The sequence below is a fragment of the Olleya sp. Hel_I_94 genome, assembly GCF_007827365.1.
Taxonomy (GTDB): domain Bacteria; phylum Bacteroidota; class Bacteroidia; order Flavobacteriales; family Flavobacteriaceae; genus Olleya.
Genome location: NZ_VISI01000002.1, coordinates 1447841 through 1466605, shown reverse-complemented (window position 1 = coordinate 1466605; position 18765 = coordinate 1447841). Strand labels below are relative to the sequence as shown.

The 18765-nt window shown below is 32.6% G+C and carries 23 protein-coding genes; 6 read left to right on the top strand and 17 right to left on the bottom strand.

Annotated features, from left to right (window positions below; genetic code table 11):
• Positions 1 to 233 precede the first annotated feature (233 nt).
• The gene (locus tag JM82_RS09815) at positions 234 to 845 is read left to right on the top strand and encodes a DUF4230 domain-containing protein (protein WP_145002952.1); all 612 of its coding nucleotides are present in this window, start codon (positions 234 to 236) and stop codon (positions 843 to 845) included.
• Here the strand turns inward: JM82_RS09815 and JM82_RS09810 are convergent.
• On the bottom strand, positions 840 to 1145 hold the full coding sequence (locus JM82_RS09810; RefSeq protein ID WP_145002949.1) for a rhodanese-like domain-containing protein: 306 nt from the start codon (positions 1143 to 1145) through the stop codon (positions 840 to 842). The two genes, JM82_RS09815 and JM82_RS09810, sit on opposite strands and share 6 nt — an antisense overlap.
• An 86-nt stretch (positions 1146 to 1231) precedes the next feature.
• On the opposite strand from JM82_RS09810, the gene JM82_RS09805 reads away from it, so the two are divergent.
• Positions 1232 to 1984 (top strand): enoyl-CoA hydratase/isomerase family protein, encoded by a 753-nt coding sequence (locus tag JM82_RS09805; RefSeq protein ID WP_145002946.1) that lies wholly within the window; start codon positions 1232 to 1234, stop codon positions 1982 to 1984.
• Between the two features lie 34 nt (positions 1985 to 2018).
• Positions 2019 to 2636 (top strand): hypothetical protein, encoded by a 618-nt coding sequence (locus JM82_RS09800; RefSeq protein WP_145002943.1) that lies wholly within the window; start codon positions 2019 to 2021, stop codon positions 2634 to 2636.
• Here the strand turns inward: JM82_RS09800 and JM82_RS09795 are convergent.
• Positions 2618 to 4378, bottom strand: coding sequence for an aromatic amino acid hydroxylase (locus JM82_RS09795; RefSeq protein ID WP_145002940.1), 1761 nt, complete (start codon positions 4376 to 4378; stop codon positions 2618 to 2620). The two genes, JM82_RS09800 and JM82_RS09795, sit on opposite strands and share 19 nt — an antisense overlap.
• A gap of 106 nt (positions 4379 to 4484) precedes the next feature.
• Here JM82_RS09795 and JM82_RS09790 point away from each other — a divergent pair, with 106 nt between their 5' ends.
• Together JM82_RS09790 and JM82_RS09785 are read left to right on the top strand one after the other, a co-directional pair.
• Positions 4485 to 4772 (top strand): twin-arginine translocase TatA/TatE family subunit, encoded by a 288-nt coding sequence (locus JM82_RS09790; RefSeq protein WP_145002937.1) that lies wholly within the window; start codon positions 4485 to 4487, stop codon positions 4770 to 4772.
• A gap of 240 nt (positions 4773 to 5012) precedes the next feature.
• Complete coding sequence (locus JM82_RS09785; RefSeq protein ID WP_145002934.1) at positions 5013 to 6527, top strand: S8 family peptidase; 1515 nt, start codon at positions 5013 to 5015, stop codon at positions 6525 to 6527.
• A 57-nt stretch (positions 6528 to 6584) separates the two neighbouring features.
• Here JM82_RS09785 and JM82_RS09780 read toward each other — a convergent pair whose 3' ends face one another.
• The 5 genes from JM82_RS09780 to JM82_RS09760 all read right to left on the bottom strand — a co-directional run bounded on the left by JM82_RS09780 (position 6585) and on the right by JM82_RS09760 (position 9795).
• Positions 6585 to 7610 carry a TQO small subunit DoxD gene (locus JM82_RS09780; protein ID WP_145002931.1) on the bottom strand — a complete coding sequence of 342 codons (1026 nt, stop codon included), beginning with the start codon at positions 7608 to 7610 and terminating at the stop codon, positions 6585 to 6587.
• 10 nt (positions 7611 to 7620) lie between these two features.
• Positions 7621 to 8043 (bottom strand): sulfur reduction protein DsrE, encoded by a 423-nt coding sequence (locus tag JM82_RS09775; protein WP_145002928.1) that lies wholly within the window; start codon positions 8041 to 8043, stop codon positions 7621 to 7623.
• A 162-nt stretch (positions 8044 to 8205) separates the two neighbouring features.
• A complete protein-coding gene (locus JM82_RS09770) occupies positions 8206 to 8580 on the bottom strand; it encodes a hypothetical protein (protein WP_145002925.1) in 375 nt (124 codons plus the stop codon).
• Between the two features lie 66 nt (positions 8581 to 8646).
• Positions 8647 to 9177 carry a DUF421 domain-containing protein gene (locus tag JM82_RS09765; protein ID WP_145002923.1) on the bottom strand — a complete coding sequence of 177 codons (531 nt, stop codon included), beginning with the start codon at positions 9175 to 9177 and terminating at the stop codon, positions 8647 to 8649.
• Positions 9178 to 9288: 111 nt separating this feature from the next.
• A complete protein-coding gene (locus JM82_RS09760) occupies positions 9289 to 9795 on the bottom strand; it encodes a hypothetical protein (protein ID WP_145002920.1) in 507 nt (168 codons plus the stop codon).
• 192 nt (positions 9796 to 9987) lie between these two features.
• Here JM82_RS09760 and JM82_RS09755 point away from each other — a divergent pair, with 192 nt between their 5' ends.
• On the top strand, positions 9988 to 11040 hold the full coding sequence (locus tag JM82_RS09755) for a flavin-containing monooxygenase (RefSeq protein WP_145002917.1): 1053 nt from the start codon (positions 9988 to 9990) through the stop codon (positions 11038 to 11040).
• Here JM82_RS09755 and JM82_RS09750 read toward each other — a convergent pair whose 3' ends face one another.
• The 10 genes from JM82_RS09750 to JM82_RS09705 form a co-directional block, all read right to left on the bottom strand.
• The gene (locus tag JM82_RS09750) at positions 11041 to 11439 is read right to left on the bottom strand and encodes a hypothetical protein (RefSeq protein WP_145002915.1); all 399 of its coding nucleotides are present in this window, start codon (positions 11437 to 11439) and stop codon (positions 11041 to 11043) included.
• An 11-nt stretch (positions 11440 to 11450) separates the two neighbouring features.
• The gene (locus JM82_RS09745; RefSeq protein ID WP_145002912.1) at positions 11451 to 11855 is read right to left on the bottom strand and encodes a DUF3037 domain-containing protein; all 405 of its coding nucleotides are present in this window, start codon (positions 11853 to 11855) and stop codon (positions 11451 to 11453) included.
• Positions 11845 to 12624, bottom strand: coding sequence for a HipA family kinase (locus JM82_RS09740; protein ID WP_145002909.1), 780 nt, complete (start codon positions 12622 to 12624; stop codon positions 11845 to 11847). The genes JM82_RS09745 and JM82_RS09740 overlap by 11 nt, the downstream gene beginning before the upstream one ends.
• A gap of 8 nt (positions 12625 to 12632) precedes the next feature.
• Positions 12633 to 13274 carry an O-methyltransferase gene (locus JM82_RS09735; RefSeq protein ID WP_145002906.1) on the bottom strand — a complete coding sequence of 214 codons (642 nt, stop codon included), beginning with the start codon at positions 13272 to 13274 and terminating at the stop codon, positions 12633 to 12635.
• A 140-nt stretch (positions 13275 to 13414) separates the two neighbouring features.
• Positions 13415 to 14500, bottom strand: coding sequence for an amidohydrolase family protein (locus JM82_RS09730; protein ID WP_145002903.1), 1086 nt, complete (start codon positions 14498 to 14500; stop codon positions 13415 to 13417).
• A gap of 288 nt (positions 14501 to 14788) precedes the next feature.
• Entirely contained in the window at positions 14789 to 15325 is a 537-nt protein-coding gene (locus tag JM82_RS09725; RefSeq protein WP_145002900.1) for a 3-hydroxyanthranilate 3,4-dioxygenase, read from the bottom strand.
• Between the two features lie 230 nt (positions 15326 to 15555).
• Positions 15556 to 16338, bottom strand: coding sequence for an SDR family oxidoreductase (locus JM82_RS09720; protein WP_145002897.1), 783 nt, complete (start codon positions 16336 to 16338; stop codon positions 15556 to 15558).
• Positions 16339 to 16437: 99 nt separating this feature from the next.
• Complete coding sequence (locus JM82_RS09715; protein ID WP_145002894.1) at positions 16438 to 16758, bottom strand: GIY-YIG nuclease family protein; 321 nt, start codon at positions 16756 to 16758, stop codon at positions 16438 to 16440.
• A 70-nt stretch (positions 16759 to 16828) separates the two neighbouring features.
• Complete coding sequence (locus tag JM82_RS09710; protein WP_145002891.1) at positions 16829 to 18265, bottom strand: aldehyde dehydrogenase; 1437 nt, start codon at positions 18263 to 18265, stop codon at positions 16829 to 16831.
• A complete protein-coding gene (locus JM82_RS09705) occupies positions 18266 to 18673 on the bottom strand; it encodes a RidA family protein (RefSeq protein ID WP_145002888.1) in 408 nt (135 codons plus the stop codon).
• Positions 18674 to 18765 lie beyond the last annotated feature (92 nt).

Below are 18765 nucleotides of genomic sequence, written 5' to 3'. Positions count from 1 at the left end.
TAAACGAAAAAGTAGGCTTATTTTTATAAAGCTATTAATCATTATATTTTCAAACACCAACTACAGAACTGCCAATCTAGTTTTTATGTTGGTGTTTTTTTTGTTACTAATTTTTTAAGTTTTTTTCGATTCTTAAAAGTCTCTTTTTAGTTAGTAACGGAAGGTTTTACATGTTGCTAAATTTTTCAATAATTATTAAAATCTGAAATGCTTTTTTTATGTACTTTTATGGTATGCGAAAAATAGTAATAGGTATAGTAATTGCGTTTGTAATTTCTTTTGCAATAAAGAAATGTACAGAGGGAAGTGCAGATAAAACAGTTGTAAGAGAACACTCTGCGTTAATCCAAAAACAAATAAATAATGTTGGTAAATTAATTGTTACCGAAGGGTATTTTAGTGATGCCTACAGTTATAAAAATTCAAAAGCATTGTTTGCTAATTTAACTTCAGATAAACAGGCGTTAGTTATTGTAAATGCTGAGGTTACTGTGGCTTATGATTTAAGTAAAATTGAATATGAAATAGATAGTATTAATAAGGTTTTAAAAATAAAATCTATTCCTAAAGAAGAATTAAAAATCTATCCAAATTTAGAATATTACGACGTAGAAAGTGGATACCTTAACGCTTTTAATCATGACGATTATAATAAAATAAAAGAAATTGTTACAACACGAATAACAAAAAAAATAGAGGCATCCAATTTACGTATTAATGCTAAAAACAGATTGGTAAGCGAGCTGTCTAAATTTTATATTTTAACCAATAGTTTGGGTTGGACGTTGCAGTACAACGACAGTAAAATAGATAATCCAGACAGGCTAGAAATTTTAAAACTATAGCTTATTATATAGGCTTTGCCATCCACCACCATTCATAACCTCTACACCATTGCTGCGTAAAATTGCTGCAGCACTACCAGAGCGCATACCACTTGCACAACAAGTAATTACTGGCTTGTTCCATTTTTTTATATCTGCAACTTTTGCTTGTATTTGTTGTAACGGAATATGTTTAGAACCTGGAATAGCTCCAGAGTCATATTCTGCTTTTGAGCGTACATCTAATATAATAGCACCTCGATCTGTAAATTCTTTTATTTTATTGGCTTTATTTCCAAAAAGAAAACTAAAAATTCCCATAGTATAATTGTTTATTACAAAGCTACTAATTTGAAACTTAAAAATCCTTAAATTTGTGTAACTTCAACTTAAAAAAAAAGCAGTATATGTCTCAAGCATACGTTAATCAATCCATTGAAAATAACATAGGTTACATCACTTTTTTTACACCAGAACATAATGCGATGCCTAGTCCAATTTTGAAACAATTGGAATTAGCTATTAAAGATGCAGGTAAAAATAATGACATTAAAGTCATTGTTTTAAAAAGTGGAGGCGAGCGTACATTTTGTGCAGGAGCAAGTTTTACAGAGTTAGTGGCTATTACTAATTTAGAAGAGGGTAAGCGCTTTTTTTCTGGTTTTGCAAATGTAATTAATGCGATGCGTAAATGTCCAAAGTTAATTATTGGTCGCGTACAAGGTAAAGCTGTTGGAGGAGGTGTTGGATTGGCAAGTGCAACCGACTATTGTTTGGCTACTAAGTTTGCTGCCATAAAACTTAGCGAAATTAGTATTGGAATTGGACCTTTTGTTATTGAGCCTGCTGTTACTAGAAAAATGGGGCAAACTGCGTTTTCTCAAATGACTATTGATGCCGAAACATTTTTTACTGCAGAATATGCAAAAGAAAAAGGCTTATATGCTAATGTGTTTGACACTGTTGAAGCGTTAGATAATGCTGTAGATACTTTAGCTGCTAAATTGGCAAGTTACAATCCAGAAGCTTTGTTAGAACTTAAAAGAGTACTATGGGAAGACACAAATGAGTGGTGTGTTTCTCTGCTGGAGCGTGCCGAAATTAGTGGAAAACTTGTATTAAGTGACTTTACCAAAGAGAAATTGAAGAGTTATAAGTAGGTTTTTAATAATATCTAATTTATAAAACATGTGAATGCGAAAATTAAAAATCTTCTACACGTATGTTGTTGTTTCTAGTATTTTAACGCTATTTAATAATGGATTTATAGTGTTAAATTTAAGTGCAATAGTTTGTGTATTAGGTATTGTAGCTTCAATTTTGTTTTTTGCTAAAAAGTTTAATTTCTACTATTTGGCTATACTATGGATAGTAGCTCAAATCCCTTACGTAGCATATCAAAATGATATTTTTGACTTATCACAGTTTTTACACTTTCATTTAGCAATAACTATTGGTCAATTATCAGTTGGTGTAAATGCACAAGTTATATTGTTGGGTTTGGTAATTAAAGACATATTGCTATCAAGATACTTATTTAAAACGGTGACTTTTAATGCTTATTTTGAAAATGATTTACTTAAAAGAGAAGATTTCTATAGTTTTATTCCTATTGATGTAAAATCTAAAAAGCTAATTGGTGTGTCAGAAATTGTAATTGAAAATGTAGCATATACCAATATACAGTTTGTGCCTTTACAGGAGCAACAGGTTAAAAAAGCATCTATTGTTATGTCTTCATTTAATGAAGAACATACAATTAAAGCGACCGTACAATATAGTATTACAAAATCTTACACCACAATCTCCTGACTAGCAATCTTAATACCATCGTCAATTAAATGTCCTACTTCAGGTCTATTTTGTTTAATCGTTTCTAAATGATCTAAAATAGTATTACATAATTCATTTTCATTTCCTTTTTTAGCTAATTCAAACAACTCAACTGGTAATAACCAATCCATCGGAAAACGGTTAATTAATTGCTCTAACACTTTAGTTCTAGAAATAGTAAAGTTAGTCCCTTCTCTGTAATCACGTACCTGTTTGTAAAGCGCTATAAGTTCTAGTTTTTCAGGTGATTTTTCCTCATGTATAGTTGTGCTACTAATGGTGTGTGTAATTAAATCAAAACTATGTAAGTCGGCAGTACCAGAATATCCTGAAAGTACCTCCTTACCAACAGCCATATCATATTGTCCCCATTCTGGTTGGAATAAAACAGTATTGTTATGGGTTACCGTACAGTTTTTAAAGCTAATTAATATAATTTTACCTTGTAGGTTTCTAGTACCAGTAATAATTTCACCTTTAACAATAATACCACCTTCAAATTCCAAAGTAACTGTTTCGCCTTCATAAATATCGTAAGCGCGTAAATCTCTAGGCGACATGTCTTCAATAGCCAAATTGATACCTTTTAATTTGCCAATAGGCGATCCAAAACCATCAGGATGCTCTAAAGTGCTATGTCCAACTAGCTCTTTATCTCTGTTAGCTAAGGCAGTTTTTCCGGTAGTTTGTATGTAGCTTACTTTACCATTATGTTCTATCATATTAGTAAAAATACCAGATATTTGTAAACCTGTACTCAGCTCGATAGTTCCTAAAGCTTCGCTTTGTATCAGTTTTTTAATTGCACTTGGTCCACCAGTACGCAAAGCCATAGTATTTGCAAATTCTTCTAAAACTAAACTTAGATGTGCAAAATCCGGAGTGACATATAATTGTGGTTGCGGTTTTGTGATATCAAAATTCTGAAAGGTAGAGTCAATCGTGTAAGGTAACTTTTTTACCTTATCTGTCATACACCAAGCACTCTCACCAATAGACGATAATAAACCAGCACCATAAATTTTTGGATTATCTATTGTGCCAATTAAACCATACTCAACTGTCCACCAATGTAAATTTCTAATCAAAGCCATTTCACTTGGTTCACCCATGTTATTCTGTAAATCTTCAACTGCTTTTTCAGCTAAATCAATTTGATCTTGTGGTGTATTAGGAGCTTCTTTAATAATAGATAAGTGTCGCACAGCTTCATATAACTCGTAATCTTTGGCAGAGCTTATCGCTTTACAACCAATCTCACCAAAACGTCTTAAATACTCAGCATACTCAGGATTAGCAATAATTGGCGCATGACCAGCACCTTCGTGGATTATGTCTGGAGCAGGCGTATATTCAATATGTTCCAATTGTCTAATATCACTAGCAATAACAAGGACGTTATACGCCTGAAATTCCATAAAAGCATTAGGAGGTATAAAACCATCCACAGCAACAGCAGCCCAACCAATAGCTTTTAAAATACGGTTCATACCATACATATTAGGTATAGCATCCACACTAATACCAGTTTGTTGCAAGCCTTCTAGGTACGTATTATGTGCTACTTCACTTAAGTAATCCACATTTTTACGCATAGCATATCGCCAAACTGCTTGATCAATAGCAGAGTAATCCTCATAATCCTGAGGTTTAATAAATTGTCTTAAATGCTTAGGTAAACGATCTAAAATTGGATTAGATTCAATATTTTTAAACGCCATAGTATTGTGTTTCACTTGATGTAAAAATACAAAAATCGTACTAAAAGACTCTTAAAAAAAACAGTAGTTTATTCAAACAATCAAAACAACTTAGTATATTTGTACCATGATTAAATTAGCAACATTTTTATTTATAAGCGGAGGAGAAATATTTTTCATCCTACTTATAGTTGTTATGGTATTTGGTGCTAAAAATGTACCAGATATAGCCAAAGGTTTGGGTAAAGGTATGCGCCAACTTAAAGACGCAACTAATGATATTAAAACCGAAATCACAAAATCTGCAGAACGTAACGGTCTAGACACAAGCATCACCAATGATGTAAACGAAGAGCTTAAAAAAGTTAAAGACGATCTAGAAGAGTTTACAGGATCTGTACGTCGTAAACTATAATTCAAAATTTATTTTAATTATTTGGGCGTTACCACAAGGGTCGCGTCATCCATTATATCTTTTTTTGCCATATATGGCAGCAAAAAAAGGATGTCATTCCTACCGCTAACGCAAAGCATTACTCTTAAAAATGTATCGATTTACTATTTTGTGTAGTGGTTGTTTGTTAATTTGTAACTTTTATTAACTTTTCTTTAAGAATAATTTATATATTTAAGCATCAACCTTAAACTATATAAAATGAAAAAACGTGTACTTCAATTGTCATTACTAGTAATGACTTTTGCTTTTTTTAATGCCTGTCAGGATGAGGCCTATCTAGAAAATCCTGAAGAAACCACAGTTAACGACGACCAAAAAGCAGCGTTGACTATCCCAGAAATTAATGCTATAATTAATACTAGTCTTACTGAAACCGGAAGTTTTGATTGGAAGGACGTCACACCACATACCTTATGGAGTGCAGTTGTTAGAGGTAATAATATCCTAACCATTGGATATGGAGAAGAAGGAGAAAGTTTTATAGAGGTCAAAACAGAGCGCTTAAAGTCTACCTTGTCTAATATAGAGCAACTAGTAGAAGCTAATGAAGCTTACAAAAAAAGCGAAAAAACAATGTTTGAACATGATATAATAAATGTTGTAGACGTTAAAGTAGAAAACTTTATAACTATAAAACAATTATTACAAACAGATGGTGTTAGATATTTAGAACCAAACGGTTATAATCACTACGAAACCGTAAATAATGCTCGCTCAAGCTCAGGTTGTGATAAAAATGCAGATGCCATAAACGCATCACATTACACAACAATAGCACCAAATAATGCACAAGTATCTTGGCATTTTAATAAGCATAATATTCCGCAAGCATGGAATTATAGTACTGGATCAGGTATAACTATAGGGTTGATTGATACAGGTGTATCAGCATCACAAAGCTTATTAAATTCCTCAGGAATTAATGATGGGTATTCTAATGGTCGTTTTGTACAAAAATATGGAACCTTTATAGATTCCTCTTGGTGGTGGTCTAGTAACTATGATGGACCTCATGATAAATGTGGACATGGTACAGCTATGGCGTCAACTATGGCAGCACCACGTAATGATAATGGTATGCCAGTTGGAGTTGCCTATAACGCAAATTTAGTAGCTTATAGAGCAACAGAAGATGTTTTGCTTAATGACTATCATGAGCGTAAAGGTGTGTCTGCAGCATTAACGCAATTAGGAAACAGAAGTGATGTCAAAATCATATCTATGTCAATTGGTTATGTGTGGTCTATTGGTAGTATTAAAGATGCTGTTAAATATGCATATAGTAAAGGTAAATTAATTTTTGCAGCAGGTGGGACCTCTACTAGTTTTACAAATGGATTTGGCGTAATTTTTCCTGCAACTATGAGTGAGACTGTTGCTGTTACAGGTGTTGATGATGGTCCAAATTATGACAGATGCGAAGTGTGTCATAGCGGAAGTAAAATAGATTTTACAATTATTATGGAAGGTGATAATAACACAAGTAAAGCGCCTCCTGTATTAGGATTTTATAATGGAGATAGACGATACACAGGTGGATCATCTGTAGCAACAGCAACTACAGCTGGTATTGCAGCATTAGTTTGGTCAAGACATCCATCTTGGTCTAGAACACAAGTGTTAAATAAATTAAAGCAATCTGCCGAGTTTTATCCTAACAAGAACAGTAGTTTTGGTTATGGTAATATTGATGCCTTACAAGCAGTGCAGTAAAACATTTTAAGTGTTAGTTAAAAAAGCCTCTCAAAACATTGAGAGGCTTTTTGTTTTTTATTTATTAGTTACTGTCAACTTATGTTCCCAGCTAAGACCACTAATATCTGTCATCTTGATAGTATACTCACTATTGGTTATTGTTGTTAGTTTACCATTTTTTAAGTGTAATGTTGCTTTTGCGCCCAAAGGAACAATCAAACTATGTTTGCCAGGTTTTATTTTAGCGACATAAAAGTTTGAGATATTTTTAGGTTGTAAGCTTGATAATTCTTCTTGATTATAACTCATAATTAATTTATTTGTATCGTCAAATAGTTCAATACCAATAACCCAAGAGCCATAAACATCTACACCTTCTGTCCTAAAAACATCAAAAGATAATGTGTTATCTTCAATTTGTCCATTAGTAATTTCTAATTTTGGTTTCACAGATTTGTTATGGAGTGTTCCCCATAAACCACCATGAAAAACTTGATTTGTCATTAAGGTCATGCCTAAAATGGCTAACGACCCAATTAGCACAACTTTAGGAAAAAGCTGGTCTTTAATTGGTAGAATACCAGAGCCTAACCAAGCAAACCATTTTTTTGTAGTGAAAGTATAATTGCGGTTTATTAAATAATTATCTAAAGAGTATTTTCCGCTTCCTGTTAAAAACAAAACAAATCCTGTAGCAATTCCCAATACACCAATTTGCCATTCGTCAAGACACGTTGTACCAATCCATCCTGACCCTAAAAGTATTCCCATTGCTAATCCAAAGACACCAATACTCATTAGTCTAGTAAACAACCCAAGGAGAATAAATAAACCTACAATTCCTTCTATTATTGTAAATATGACCATGTTTAACCAAAGTATATCTGGGTTTTCTACTAGGTATTGAATAATTGGTTTTATACCTAAAGCGTTTGGTAAAAAGTGGTTAAACTTTTCTCCAATGTATCCAGCAACCTCTGGGTCTAGTTTATCTGCCAAAATGGTACGCCTCCAAAATGCCGAAAAGTAAGTCCATCCAATTACTAGTCTTATTGCCAGCGTTAATAGGCCTGCATCATTTTTTATATTTATAGTTTTCATTTTTAGTAAATTAGATAGTTAATGTTAAGAATCCATTTTTTGTAAGTTGAAAACCATAAAGGATTCCATTTTCTGTAACTACAATACTATCAGGTAATTGTTTAGGTGTTATATTAAATTTTTTAAGTGAAATACCACACACAAAGACTTTTATATTTAAGAATTTTGCTTCTTCTAAAAGGGTTTTAAATTCAGTGTTATTAGGAATATCTTTTACTGTTTTACCGCAAATAATTACGTAAAAGTCACCATAGTTAATACCGTCTTCCGTTGCTAAAGATTGGGCAGTTAGTAATACAGGTTTAAGTTGTTGGATATTTTTGGAAAGGATTAAGTAATTATTTTTTGTAGTATTAAAATCTTGTGCTTGTAATTGTTGAGTTCCACATATGAAGCTAAATAGAGTTGTGAAAATTAAGATTGAATTTTTCATCAGTTTTATATTTTAAATTTAAGAAAACAAGAGGTCGTTAGATGGTATATATTACCATAGCTAAAATTAGCGGAAAGTATATTCTTGTAATTTCTGTTTTGGTTATCAAAAAAGTGTTATCAGCTTTGTGTGTACTGATACTCTAGACTAGAAAATATCTAATTACAGATAGTCCTTAAAATTTTGATATAAAATATAAAGGGGAATTTTAGAAACTGAGTAGTTTCCTTTTTGATCAGGTTGTAAGTAACTTTTTGAAATATCTGATACAACAAATGCTGTATTAACATCAAGTATTATTGCTGTAAAGTCTACAGAAGAAGTGCTTTTTTGAAAACTAGTATTGGTAATTTCAAAATCATTACAATCCAAATAACTTACAGTCGCTTGGCTTTTGTTTGAAACTTCAGTTTGTGTTAAGCCAAGTTCAACTTGAATAAAATTTCTAACCTTACAAGGTGAAAGTAGTAACAGTATTACTAAACCTAATAAAGGAAGTACCGTGTGTTTTGTATGTAAGTTTAATTTGTCTTTCACAATTCAAATTTAAATAAACTTTAAGTAGTAAAATGTTAATCTTTTTATATAATTAGTTGATGTGTTTCATGGCGATTCTCTAACATCTTCTAATAGGGTTGCACTTAAATTTGTGTCGTCAGATTCAGAAGATTTATGTAATACAGATATGTCTCCAGTGGATTCTAAAACCACAGCCTCAACTTGTTTAAAGTCTAACACATTTGCTTCTCTTAGCTTAGCTATTAATTGCGATTTTTCAATTCTAGCATGTTTTAAATTGTCATGTAAAATGGTTTGACCTTTCATTAATAATAAAGGCTTATTTGATATTAAAGTGTTTATACTAGGAAATTTTTTTTGTAAAGTAGAAAAAATATAAGTTAAAAATAGTAAGCCTGCAATTGCAACGCTACCATGTGTAATGGAAGTACTTGACGTTAAAGTTGAAGAGATAATACTACCAATAGCAATAGTAAATGCAAAGTCGTATGCTGTAAATTTAGCAAACGAGCGTAAACCAATAATTCTGGTTAATATAATAATGACTACAAATAATATAAGGCTTCCTAAAATAGTTTCCCATAAAGGGTCACTTAAAGAATATATCCAATCCATGTTTATGTTTTAGTGGTTAATTTTTTACGTTATTAGCTTAAATTTCGTAAAAATAATTGGCAATAAAAAACTTTAGTTAAATGTTGTTAAATTGCTGCTCTCTGCATGCAATTATAATGTTTGTTTTACTTTTTTAATAAATTGCTTGTTCATGGTTTTAAGGATAAGGACACCGCATTTGGCTTGCTCTCCAAATAAAGCAGCAGCGTTAGCTGGTTTTACAATATAAAAATCTTCAATATTATAAGAGTTTATTAATTCTAGAACCACTATCGTTTTAGGATACGCTATAGGATCAAGTAAATAATAATTAGGTTCGTTTAAATTTAGTAAAAACATAATCTTACAATCGCACTCTAATTTATCTGTGAAAAAAGCAGGTTTACTTTTGTTTTTAAATTTAATTCTAGAATATTTAGTTTGAGCTTTAAATAGTGTGTCAGCGTTTATTTTCTGCTTGAAAATAGTAACTCTATTGACTTTTAATTCTAGTTTCTCAAAATTATTTAACCATGTAATATTGTCGTTTAAAGTCAAGGTTTTATCCTTAGCAGTATTTTGAGCACTAATTATTTGTGCAATTAGAATTATAAAAATCAGTATTAATTTATGCTTCATATTATAAAAGTATACTATTTAGCTTATTAAATAAATAGTAACTAGTGAAAAAGGCGTTTGGTCGAGTTAAGTCTTTTTTTTAATGAGTATTATCAATAGGTTTAACAATCATGAATTAATCTTGAGCTAGTCTTTATTGCTCAGATTGATAAATTGTGGGTACTTTTGCACTAAATTAAAAAAGGAATTTAGATGTTGGATTATGTAGTAATTGGTGGCGCACAAGCAGGATTGGCTATGGCTTTTCATTTAAAACAAATGGATGTAAATTTTTTGGTGCTTGATGGAGAGTCAGAGGTTGGTGCATCTTGGCTAAACCGATGGGATTCTTTAAAGTTATTTACACCAACAGAATATAACCATTTACCAGGCTTAAAATTTGATGCACCTAAAGGATATTATCCAACTAAGGTTGATGTTGCTAATTATTTTAAGAATTATGTCAAAAAATTTAATATTCCAATACAATTAAACACTTTAGTGACCTCTGTAAGTAAAACTGAAACAGGTTTTTTTGTTCAGCATAAAGCTGGCGAAATTGAAGCTAAAAACGTTATTGTTGCAACAGGTCCATTCCATATACCATATACACCACCTTGTCATACCAAAATTTCTAAAAGCACTTTGCAAATGCATAGTAATTACTACAAAGGTGTTAGGCAATTACAACAAGGAGATGCTTTGGTTGTAGGAGGAGGAGATTCTGGGTATCAAATACTAAATGAAATCTCTAAGGATACATCCAGAACAGTTTACTTTTCTGGTGATACAACAGTAAAATCTTTACCTCAAAATTTTTTAGGTAAAACGTTGTGGTGGTGGTTTACTGTTGTTGGTTTTTTAAATTATAGTAAGTATAGTTGGATAGGAAAAAAAATTAACTCATCGACACAACCCGTTATTGGAACAGATGTTAAGGGAATTTTGACAAGAGAGAATGTAATTGCTGTAGGACGTACAAAGGATGCTTTAAATAATGATGTCTTTTTTGAAAAACAAAAAGTTTCAACCATTAAAAATGTGATTTGGGCAACAGGTTATCGTCCCAATTTTAATTGGATACAAGGTTTAGAATTGGATGCTAATGGTTATCCAAAAAATTATAGAGGTGTTAGCAATATTGACGGATTATACTTTATTGGTTTACCTTGGATGTATACACGTGGCTCTGCGACATTAGGTGGTGTGTCTAAAGATGCAAGTTATTTAGCTAATGTAATGGTTACAAAGGATAATATTAAATAGCTAATTAGTTTTTGGGCGTTTGTAGTAATATTCAAAAATGGGTCTCTCTATGTGGTCGTTTTCTTCATATTCATAATGAAACAAAATAGCTTCGGCCTCTTTAATATCTTTTTCAGTAATTAAATCTTTGCAGCATTTAGCCAACTCTAAATCACTTTTAAAAAATGAACCAAGTCGTAATCTAAAAATGTTTAACGGACTTTTGTCACCAAGTAAATACCCAATTAGAGCAATAGGTTCAATTTCATCAGTATGGCAATTTTCTAATATGCGTCTTTCTACTTCGTTTATTTTAATTCTGTTTTTAAAGTAATGCTGAAGGATGTATCTTTTTTCAAAAGTAATCATCTTATTAGTAAAAAAATCTTCGTTTTCTTCTATAGATAAAGTAAAGTCCATATAGTTAGTTTTTATTTTTTGCTAGTACTTTCACACAAAACATAGTTTTTAAAAATATCTTCTAATTCCTTCTCTGGATTATCTGTAATACCAGAATGAGTTTTAGAGCTTTGTATTACTGTACTGCGTGAAGCTGCTAACCATCTAAATCTATCGGATAATTCAAACTGTCCAATAGTTCCGCTAGATTTGTCACCTTTACAAATTAAGTCCCAAGACTTTAAATATGTATTTAGATCTTTTATATTTAGTTCGCATGCAAATGCAGCCAATTTAGCCTCGTCTATTTTAAATTTAACCTCTAGATATTTTTTTCTTTTAGAAAATAAAATAACACCAATGTTAAAAAACTCCTCACGTTCTACTTTAGGTACTAAACGTATTATCGCGTATTCAAAAGTAACTTTATCTTGCATCTTTAGCTTCTTTAACTAGTAAGTTAATCTTTTCAAGTCTGGAGTTTAAATACGTTTTGTAAGCAGCTTTCATTTGGTTTGGCGTAAAAGTGTCAGACTCATTTATTAGCCAATCTTCAGGTATGGTATTAATTATAGTGTCAATAGTATTTAAACTTAATTTTTCAATAATTTGTTGCGATGCTTCATCAAATTTTGAAGCACGATCTAATAAAACATGATCTTTAATTAATGGAAATGTTCTGGTTAAATGATTCTCCCAAGTCTCCCAATTATGATGAAAATAAAAACTTGCTCCATTATCAATAACCCATAACTCTTTATTCCAATTAAGTACATTAGGGTTTTTAACTGTTCTGTCAATATTACTAATAATGCTATCTAATAATACTACTTTGGATGCTGTCAAAGGATCTGCAACGGATGCCAAAGGATCAAAGGTTATACTACCACTTAAATAATGTAGTCCTAGGTTTAAACCTACGCTAAACTTAAGTAAGTCTTGTATTTCTTCATCTGGTTCTGTTTTGCTAAACGAGTCATCCAAATTCATAAAAACCAACTCTGGTACTTTTAACCCAATAGCTCTTGCTAATTCGCCTCCAATAAATTCGGCAATTAATGCTTTTTTTCCTTGTCCTGCACCTCTAAACTTTAAAACGTATAAAAAGTCGTCATCTGCTTTTACAATAGCAGGTAAAGAACCACCTTCTCTTAGAGGAGTGATGTATTGTGTAACATCAACGGTTCTTATATCTAATTTACTCATTAGTAATATTATATTTTTCGGCTAATAGTTAAGCCATCTCTAATAGGTAATAAAACGGTTTCTATTCTTGGGTCTTCTTTTAAAAGTGTATTAAACTCTAAAACAGCATTGGTAGAAACGTCTTTTGGATCCACTGGTTCAACTACTTTCCCGTGCCATAAAACATTGTCAGATAATATGATTCCGCCAGGTCTTAATTTATCTATTATTAAATGAAAATAATTAACGTAGTTAGGTTTGTCAGCATCAATAAATACCAAATCAAAAGATTTGTCTAGCTTTGGAAGTATATCAATTGCGCTTCCTAAATGCTGATGTATTTGCTGTCCAAATTCTGATTTATCAAAATATTTACGCTGAAAATCTTCCAACTCCTCATTAACATCAATAGTATGTATTTCGCCTTCAGGATGCAAACCTTCAGCTAAACAAAGTGTTGCATAGCCAGTAAAAGTACCTAATTCTAAAACAGATTTTGGTCTAATTAATTTAGAAATCATACTTAGCACGCGACCCTGATAAGGTCCTGACAACATAATAGGCTGTAATATTTTTTGATACGTTTCTCTAGTTAATTGTTGCAATAACTCGGGTTCATCTTGACTGTGAGCAACCACGTAGTCGTCTAGTTTTTCTGGTAAAAAGTACATAAATAATGTTTAACCTATTATAGTGTTGTAAAGTGATTTTATTAAAAGCACAATGAGTAATACTGCTAAAACTATCAGTGGAATAATAGTTTTAAATTTAATGTAGTTTGCTACACTATCCCAAAAAGACTCTTTTTTCATTATCCTAAAATACGTTTAACAAGTTTGTCTTTAGCAGCTTGGTCATCTCCACATAACCATTGGATTACGTTGTCTTCCCAAATAGCATCACGTTCTGTTTCTGTAATGATTTTTCGGTCTATGGCTAAATCTAAAATTTTTCCAGGGTACGAGCTTTGTTTCTCGCTTTCCATTTCCCCTAAAGGATAAGGATCATCAAGTCCCATTAACACCTGTTTAGAACCTTGATTTTTTAATAATAAATCTAATCCACCAGTATCGTGTACTAAAGTGTCAAAAAAGATGTTTTTATGTCCAACCGCTTTTCTTGGGTGACTTTTTCCTTCAAATAAATCGGGTCTACCATCAAAACCTTGGATACGTCGTCCTAAGTTTATTTGTGCTAATTGTCCACCATGCGCAAAACAAGTACGCATATTTGGGTACTTATCTTGATAACCATTTAATGTTAAAAAGTGGTACGCATCTGCACATTGTGCCAACATCCATATTAAATGAAAACGCCAAGAGGTGTTTTCTAGTTTTATAAACTTTTCACCATCGTAAGGATGGATTTCTACAGCTAGATTATACTTGTTGGCCATTTCAAAAATAGGCTCGTTTTCTTCATCAAAAATACAACGCCACGTTCCTATAGTATCCATGTAGTGGGTTGGTAAACATAATAATTGCATACCTAATTCTTCCACACAACGCTCAATTTCCCAGCAGGCTCCTCTAACAAAACCAGGATGTACTACAAAACCGCAAGTAAATTTACTTGGGTTTTCGCGTTGTACTTTGGCATTAAAATCGTTCTGAAATTTAAGCGCTTGCTTCATTTCTTCCACACGCAAACCATTACCATATAATTGTGATAAATTTAAAACGACTGCATGGTCAATTTTAAAACGTTCCATCCAAGCTAGTTTTTCATCTAAAAAGAAACTAGAATCAGTAATTGGTCTGTTCCAATCTTTTTGAAGCATAAATTTTCGGTCTTTATCGACCCAAAAAATTTCTTTGTCTTGCATAAACTGAGGGATTTCCTCTGGATATGGCAATAAGTGGGAGTGACCGTTAATTCTAAGTTTGCGTTTTTCCATATGTTTTGTTATTGCTGGTCTTTAGATGCGGCAATTTGTGTCTTAAATTATTTATTCTATTCATTTTTTGCTTGTTCAAAAAACGAACCAAAAAAAGACGTCCAAGCCAAGGAATTTTTCAGTTTTAAACTGAAAATCGATACGAAAACTTCGCGTCGAACATAGTTCTCCTGATCTCGAAGCTTTTCTTTATCTATTCTTCGCCTTGGCGTTCAATTTTACAAATTGATTGGGGACTTTCAATTAAGCTATTGTTATTTTTAATCCCGACTTTGATTCTTATGCGAACTACTTTTCTAGCTTGACCTTTTGGGGTGGTTGCATGATAGCCGAGCAGTTTGGGCATGTACGCTTGTCTAAATCGCCATAATATTTATCGAATATTTTTGGCATATCAGTTTCGATATTTTTTACTGTAAAATCTTCTTCATACAATTTAGTTGTGCAATTTTCACAAAACCAAAGTAAAGCATCTTGCACACCTTTTTCTCTTGGGTATTCAATGACTAAACCAACTGTATTTGCACCACGTTGTGGCGAGTGTGGTACTTTTGGTGGTAATAAAAATATTTCACCTTCTTTAATATGAATGTCTTTTGGGACACCATCTTCAATAACTTTTAAGATAATATCACCTTCAATTTGATGGAAAAATTCAGGTGTTTCGTTGTAATGGTAATCCTTTCTATTATTTGGTCCACCAACAACCATAACAATAAAATCACCATCCTTCCAAACCACTTTGTTACCAACTGGTGGCTTTAAAAGATGTCTATTTTCCTCAATCCAAGCTTTAAAATTTATAGGTGGAAATAATTTACTCATATTATAATATTTTGGGCGTTTCCCTAAATAGGGTCAGGCTTTCAAGGCTCGCTCTCTACGAGGAGCTCAAACAAACCTTTCAAACCTTTAGGTTCACGAAATCAATATTTTAAAATATTAATCTGTGAGTAATCCTTAACGCAAATTTATCAATTCAATAAAATTAGTGATAATTGAACAGATTGCCACGATTTTTTAAAAAGAAAAAAATCTCGCAATGATAGATGGAATTATAAACTCTTTGTTCTTCCGCCATCAACCGGAAGATTAATTCCGTTAATATAACTAGCACGTTCACTTGCTAAAAATGTAATTGCGTCAGCCAATTCTTCAGGCTTGGCAAAACGTTTTGCAGGCACAGCACTTTTCATAGCATTTGCAGATTCTTCTTCTGTATTTCCTGATTTAGCAGATTTATTTTTAATAATTTCAGCCAAGCGATCGGTACCTGTTGCGCCTGGTAATACATTATTTACAGTAATACCAAATTGACCAAGCTCATTAGCCAATGTTTTACTCCAATTGGCAACAGCACCACGAATGGTATTACTCACTCCAAGACCGTCTAAGGGTTGTTTTACTGATGTAGAAATTACATTTATAATTCTTCCAAAGCCTTCACTTTTCATAAACGGAACCACTGCTTGTGCTAACACGTGATTACATTTTAAATGCTGAGTAAAAGCAGCTTCAAATTCGTCTACATTTGCCGAAAATACTGGTCCTCCTTTTGGTCCACCTGTATTATTTACCAATACATGAAACCCATGATTGTCTTTTATATACGCTTCTACCTTTTCTTTTAATTCCTTCGGGTTAGAAAAATCGGCAACTATATAATCGTGATTTCTATGTTGAGGTAACTCAGTTAGCGTTGATTTTAACTTGTCTTCATTTCTAGCAATAAGTGTTACTTGTACACCTTCTTCAGCTAATGCTAAAGCGGTTGCTTTTCCTATTCCTGCTGTGCTTCCGCAAACTAATGCGTATTTATTGTTTAATTTTAAGTTCATATTCTAAGTTCTTTTGTAACCTCTCGACTGCGCTCGAGGAGACAATCTTGTTTCAATTTATATTTTGTGTTTTATGTCTGGTCGAGCGCAGTCGAGACCTTACTCGCTATCTGGATTATATTTTGAATGACTAGCATTTCTGCATTCTGTTAAAATTTGTAATAAATCAAATTCACCATTAGCTAATGCATATTTCTTTTTTGCACTCCACTTTTTTATTTTCTTTTCAAAAAATATTGCTTGTTCAATATCGTTAAATTCTTGATGAAAAATTAACTTTAATGGTCTTCTTTTAAAAGTAAAACAATTTTTGTTTAATCCATTTTGGTGCTCTTCAAATCTTCTGGAAATGTTATTCGTAACTCCTGTATAGGTTAAATTATCAGAACATTGTAGTATGTAAACAAAATAAGATTTCATAGTAAACCTCTCGACTGTGCTCGAGGAGACTTTTAGTTTTCAATTTATAAGATTCCCACTTTCTTGTGAACTAATATTTTATACAAACATTCTTAGCTTCAGTAAAAAAGCGTAAGGCTTCAAAACCACCTTCGCGTCCAACACCAGAAGCTTTTACACCGCCAAAAGGCGTTCGTAAATCACGCATCATCCACGTGTTAACCCAAACTATTCCGGCTTGTAATTGGTTACTCATGCGCATGGTGCGTTTTAGGTTGTTGGTCCACAGTGTAGCTGATAAACCGTACTTTACTTTGTTTGCCATTAGTAATACTTCGTCTTCTGTTTTAAATGGCATAATAGTAACTACAGGTCCAAAAATTTCTTCTTGATTGACTCTGCAGTCATCATTTGGTACTTCAATAACTGTTGGTTCTAAATAGTAACCGTTTTCATAACCTTTTACAGTGACTTCATTTCCACCACAAAGGATTGTTCCGTTTTCCGCTTTAGCGATATTTATATATTCTTTTACTTTTTCTAAATGTGGTTTGGATACTAATGCTCCAATATTTGTGGATGCTTCAGATGGATGACCAACTTTTAAAGCCTTTACTTTTGCAACAAAATCTTTCTTGAATTTTTCATAGATAGAAGCTTCTACAAAGATTCTGCTTCCGCATAAACAAATCTGACCTTGATTAGCAAATGATGAACGTACTGTTGTGTCTAACATATCGTCATAATCGCAATCTGCAAAAATGATATTTGGGTTTTTACCGCCTAATTCTAACGATAGTTTTTTAAACATTGGAGCTGCTACTTTAGCAATATGTGCTCCTGTAGCTGTTCCTCCTGTAAAACTGATTGCTTTTATGTCTTCGTGCTCAATAATGGCTTGTCCAGTAGATCCTCCTAAACCATGTACAATATTTAAAACACCTTTTGGAAGGCCTGCTTGGTTACAAATCTCGCCCAATAAATAAGCAGTCATTGGAGTGATTTCGCTTGGTTTGGCAACGACGCAGTTTCCCGCTGCAATTGCTGGAGCGATTTTCCATGTAAATAAATAGAGTGGAAGGTTCCAAGGAGAAATACAACCTACAACACCAATGGGTTGACGTAAGGTGTAATTTATGGCTTGTCCAATGCTTTCGTGACTTTCGCTGGCAAATTGTGTTATGGCATTCCCGAAAAAACGAAAGTTACTTGCTGCTCTTGGTATATCTACTGCTTTTGCTAAGCTAATCGGTTTTCCGTTGTCTTTACTTTCGGCTTCTGCGAAGCGTTGTAAGTTAGCTTCTAGTAACTCTGAAATCTTTATTAATATTCTACTACGCACTTCTATACTAGTTTGTGACCAACTTGGAAAAGCTGATTTTGCAGCGATATATGCGTTTTCTACATCCTCTTTTGACGAGTTTGGAATTTGTCCGTAAACTTCTCCATTACTAGGATTGTAATTGTCTATCCAAAGGTCTTGCAATGGATTATGGAATGCTCCGTTAATGTAGTTTTGAATCTTCATTTATTGTTTCTTATAAGCCATTACTTTAATTTCAACCACTAAATCAGGATGTGGTAATTGATGTACAGCAACTGTTGTTCTGGTTGGTCCTGTTTGTTTGTCAAAAAATTCAGCGTAAGCTTTATTATAATCTGCAAAGTCATTCATGTTTACTAAAAAGGAAGTCACATCTACAACGTCTTTTAAACTGGCACCAACTTTTTTAAGGTTAGTGTCTATGTTTTTTAAAACTTCTTGCGTTTGTGTGTAGGCGTTTAGTTTTTTAGTTCCCATTTCGTCGATAATATCGACTCCAGCAATGGTATTGTCTGCTCTACGAGAACTTGTTCCTGAAACAAAAATGAAATCGCCAACTTGTTTTACGTGTGGATAGGCTCCTCTTGGTGTTACTTTAGTTCCTTCGTTCATTAATTTTATATTTTTACGTCATCCTGAACTTGTTTCAGGATCTCATTATTCTTTCTTTCTGTTCATTTTGCCTTGATGCAAAACGAACCAAA

What these genes read in the sequence shown, in the direction of transcription:
- JM82_RS09815 (WP_145002952.1), top strand. Translation starts at nt 234, where the DNA reads ATGCGAAAAATAGTAATAGGTATAGTAATTGCGTTTGTAATTTCTTTT.
- JM82_RS09810 (WP_145002949.1), bottom strand. Translation starts at nt 1,145, where the DNA reads ATGGGAATTTTTAGTTTTCTTTTTGGAAATAAAGCCAATAAAATAAAA.
- JM82_RS09805 (WP_145002946.1), top strand. Translation starts at nt 1,232, where the DNA reads ATGTCTCAAGCATACGTTAATCAATCCATTGAAAATAACATAGGTTAC.
- JM82_RS09800 (WP_145002943.1), top strand. Translation starts at nt 2,019, where the DNA reads ATGCGAAAATTAAAAATCTTCTACACGTATGTTGTTGTTTCTAGTATT.
- JM82_RS09795 (WP_145002940.1), bottom strand. Translation starts at nt 4,378, where the DNA reads ATGGCGTTTAAAAATATTGAATCTAATCCAATTTTAGATCGTTTACCT.
- JM82_RS09790 (WP_145002937.1), top strand. Translation starts at nt 4,485, where the DNA reads ATGATTAAATTAGCAACATTTTTATTTATAAGCGGAGGAGAAATATTT.
- JM82_RS09785 (WP_145002934.1), top strand. Translation starts at nt 5,013, where the DNA reads ATGAAAAAACGTGTACTTCAATTGTCATTACTAGTAATGACTTTTGCT.
- JM82_RS09780 (WP_145002931.1), bottom strand. Translation starts at nt 7,610, where the DNA reads ATGAAAACTATAAATATAAAAAATGATGCAGGCCTATTAACGCTGGCA.
- JM82_RS09775 (WP_145002928.1), bottom strand. Translation starts at nt 8,043, where the DNA reads ATGAAAAATTCAATCTTAATTTTCACAACTCTATTTAGCTTCATATGT.
- JM82_RS09765 (WP_145002923.1), bottom strand. Translation starts at nt 9,177, where the DNA reads ATGGATTGGATATATTCTTTAAGTGACCCTTTATGGGAAACTATTTTA.
- JM82_RS09760 (WP_145002920.1), bottom strand. Translation starts at nt 9,795, where the DNA reads ATGAAGCATAAATTAATACTGATTTTTATAATTCTAATTGCACAAATA.
- JM82_RS09755 (WP_145002917.1), top strand. Translation starts at nt 9,988, where the DNA reads ATGTTGGATTATGTAGTAATTGGTGGCGCACAAGCAGGATTGGCTATG.
- JM82_RS09750 (WP_145002915.1), bottom strand. Translation starts at nt 11,439, where the DNA reads ATGGACTTTACTTTATCTATAGAAGAAAACGAAGATTTTTTTACTAAT.
- JM82_RS09745 (WP_145002912.1), bottom strand. Translation starts at nt 11,855, where the DNA reads ATGCAAGATAAAGTTACTTTTGAATACGCGATAATACGTTTAGTACCT.
- JM82_RS09740 (WP_145002909.1), bottom strand. Translation starts at nt 12,624, where the DNA reads ATGAGTAAATTAGATATAAGAACCGTTGATGTTACACAATACATCACT.
- JM82_RS09735 (WP_145002906.1), bottom strand. Translation starts at nt 13,274, where the DNA reads ATGTACTTTTTACCAGAAAAACTAGACGACTACGTGGTTGCTCACAGT.
- JM82_RS09730 (WP_145002903.1), bottom strand. Translation starts at nt 14,500, where the DNA reads ATGGAAAAACGCAAACTTAGAATTAACGGTCACTCCCACTTATTGCCA.
- JM82_RS09725 (WP_145002900.1), bottom strand. Translation starts at nt 15,325, where the DNA reads ATGAGTAAATTATTTCCACCTATAAATTTTAAAGCTTGGATTGAGGAA.
- JM82_RS09720 (WP_145002897.1), bottom strand. Translation starts at nt 16,338, where the DNA reads ATGAACTTAAAATTAAACAATAAATACGCATTAGTTTGCGGAAGCACA.
- JM82_RS09715 (WP_145002894.1), bottom strand. Translation starts at nt 16,758, where the DNA reads ATGAAATCTTATTTTGTTTACATACTACAATGTTCTGATAATTTAACC.
- JM82_RS09710 (WP_145002891.1), bottom strand. Translation starts at nt 18,265, where the DNA reads ATGAAGATTCAAAACTACATTAACGGAGCATTCCATAATCCATTGCAA.
- JM82_RS09705 (WP_145002888.1), bottom strand. Translation starts at nt 18,673, where the DNA reads ATGAACGAAGGAACTAAAGTAACACCAAGAGGAGCCTATCCACACGTA.